The organism is Mycobacterium sp. (assembly GCF_050701675.1).
Classification (GTDB): domain Bacteria; phylum Actinomycetota; class Actinomycetes; order Mycobacteriales; family Mycobacteriaceae; genus Mycobacterium.
On sequence record NZ_JBOGDD010001145.1, the window covers coordinates 1 to 2,469 of the forward strand.

Below are 2,469 nucleotides of genomic sequence, written 5' to 3' on the forward strand. Positions count from 1 at the left end.
GCGCTGTTGAGACTCTCTGCGGTACCCGAACCCGCGGGGTGATCGTGCTGCGGCCGGAAGAAGTCGGGCAGCAGACGCAGCATCGTGTCATCCTCGGGCGGCTGCGAGTGCCCAGTACGCATTCCCGTGAGCTCTTCGAGTTCATCTGTGGGCGAAGAGGTTTCGCGGTCGACCAGCATGTCCATCAACGAGTTGACCAGGCTTTGCAGCAGCGTCGCCTCGTGCGCGGCGAGCGCGGACCGAAAGCGCGTACCCTCCGCGGTTTCCACACGCTTCCACTTCCGCACGCCATGTACTCCCGGAGCTCAGCGATCCTGCTGCATCGTGGCCCACAGGCCCGCTGCATGCAGTTTGGTGACGTCGACCTCCATGGACTCCCGACTGCCCGCGGAGACCACGGCCTTACCCTCCTCGTGCACCTGCAGCATGAGTTTGGTGGCGTGCGGCTCGTTGTAGCCGAAGAGCTTCTGGAACACGTAGGTCACGTACGACATCAGGTTCACCGGATCGTCCCACACCAGGGTCACCCATGGGCTGTCGGTAGCCTCGTCTTCCCCGACGTCCGGATCGACCCTACGTTCCTCGCGAGTCCCCGGCTGGGTCCGCGCTGGCGTAACCATGCCGACCAGAATAGACGGGAGCTGACTGACGCTCCGAACGGCTACGGTTGCCACTGTGACTTCCGACGAGCGCTTGCGCGAGGAGAGTGCTACGAGCGACCAGCACTTGCGCGGGGAGTACGCGACGACGGCACTGCTCACCGACAAGTACGAGCTGACGATGCTTGCGGCCGCACTCCGCGATGGCACCGCCCACCGGCGGACCACCTTCGAGGTCTTCGCGCGCCGCCTGCCCGACGGAAGGCGCTACGGCGTCGTCGCAGGCACGGGACGTTTCCTGGATGCCTTGCCGCAGTTCACCTTCGACGACGGCGATCTCGAGCCGCTCAAGGAGTTCCTCGACGAGGAGACCTTGGCGTACCTGGCCGACTACCGGTTCACCGGCGACGTCGACGGATACGCAGAAGGCGAGTTGTACTTCCCGGGTTCCCCCGTGTTGTCCATCCACGGCACGTTCGCCGAGTGCGTGCTGTTGGAGACGCTGGCGCTGTCCATCCTCAACCACGACTGCGCGATCGCATCGGCTGCAGCCCGGATGGTGTCCGCAGCCAGGGGACGGCCGCTCATCGAGATGGGCTCGCGGCGCACCCACGAACAGGCAGCCGTCGCCGCCGCGCGGGCCGCCTACGTCGCCGGCTTCAGCGGATCGTCGAACCTCGAGGCGCAGCGCCGGTACGGCGTCCCCGCGCTCGGGACCAGCGCCCACGCGTTCACGCTGCTGCACACGACGCCGGACGGGCCCGACGAGCAGGCCGCGTTCAAGGCGCAGGTAGACGCGCTCGGCGTCGGAACGACGCTGCTTGTCGACACCTACGACATCACCACCGGGGTGGCCAACGCCGTCGCCGTCGCCGGCCTGGAATTGGGCGCGGTTCGCATCGACTCCGGCGATCTCGGCGTCCTCGCACGGCAGGTCCGCGACCAACTCGACGGGCTGGGAGCCACCAACACCCGGATCGTCGTGACCAGCGACCTCGATGAGTTCGCCATCGCCGCCCTGCGCGCCGAGCCGGTCGATTCGTACGGGGTGGGCACCTCCCTCGTCACGGGATCCGGCGCACCGACCGCGGGGATGGTCTACAAACTCGTCGAGGTAGACGGCGTTCCGGTAGCCAAGCGCAGCAGCCACAAGGAGTCCCATGGCGGCCGCAAGCAGGCACATCGGCTGGCCAAGCGGACGGGCACCGTCGTCGAGGAAATCGTGCACCTTGCCCACAACCCACCGGTCGAGCCCGCCGGACTGGTCGCCACCGCGCTCGCCCGCCCCCTGGTGCGCGCGGGCGAAGCGGTCGCGGACCGGGATCTCGCCTCGGCGCGCGAGCGCGTCGCGGCCGGTCTGCAGAGCCTGCCGTGGGACGGCCTGAAACTCTCCCACGGCGAACCCGCGATACCCACCCGCATGGCCGACGCCACGCGCACGGCCTGAGGAGGAGACACGGGCGGCGTCAGGGATCTGCTGGACAAGGCCGTTTCCGCACTCGGCGGCACGGAACGCACCGGCCAGATCGAGATGGCGGAGGCGGTCGACCACGCCTTCGAGACCGGCGAGCACCTCGCCGTCCAGGCCGGTACCGGCACCGGGAAGTCGTTGGCCTATCTGGTGCCCGCGATCATGCGCGCGATCGCTCGCGCCGAACCCGTGATCATCTCGACGGCCACGATCGCGCTTCAACGTCAGCTGTTCGACCGCGACCTACCGCGACTGGCCGACGCGCTGGCGGGCGAAGTGCCGAGACGCCCCGAGTTCGCGCTTCTCAAGGGTCGCGGAAACTACCTGTGTCTCAACAAGATCAACAACGGATCGGCGACCGAATCCGCTGACGACTTGCCACAGGAGGAACTCTTCGAC

The 2,469-nt window shown here is 67.8% G+C and carries 4 protein-coding genes; 2 read left to right on the forward strand and 2 right to left on the reverse strand.

Features of this window, described 5'->3' with window-relative positions; translation table 11 throughout:
* Both ACRDUX_RS35440 and clpS read right to left on the reverse strand, forming a co-directional pair.
* On the reverse strand, positions 1-287 hold a 287-nt coding region (locus tag ACRDUX_RS35440; RefSeq protein WP_526421301.1), incomplete at its 3' end, for a DUF2017 family protein.
* Positions 288-305: 18 nt separating this feature from the next.
* Positions 306-620 (reverse strand): ATP-dependent Clp protease adapter ClpS, encoded by a 315-nt coding sequence (clpS, locus tag ACRDUX_RS35445; RefSeq protein WP_526421303.1) that lies wholly within the window; start codon positions 618-620, stop codon positions 306-308.
* 73 nt (positions 621-693) lie between these two features.
* Here clpS and ACRDUX_RS35450 point away from each other — a divergent pair, with 73 nt between their 5' ends.
* Together ACRDUX_RS35450 and ACRDUX_RS35455 are read left to right on the forward strand one after the other, a co-directional pair.
* Positions 694-2,046 carry a nicotinate phosphoribosyltransferase gene (locus ACRDUX_RS35450; RefSeq protein WP_526421307.1) on the forward strand — a complete coding sequence of 451 codons (1,353 nt, stop codon included), beginning with the start codon at positions 694-696 and terminating at the stop codon, positions 2,044-2,046.
* A gap of 84 nt (positions 2,047-2,130) precedes the next feature.
* Positions 2,131-2,469, forward strand: a 339-nt coding sequence (locus ACRDUX_RS35455; protein WP_526421305.1) for a DEAD/DEAH box helicase, incomplete at its 3' end; no start/stop codon positions are given.

What these genes read in the sequence shown, in the direction of transcription:
- clpS (WP_526421303.1), bottom strand. Translation starts at nt 620, where the DNA reads ATGGTTACGCCAGCGCGGACCCAGCCGGGGACTCGCGAGGAACGTAGG.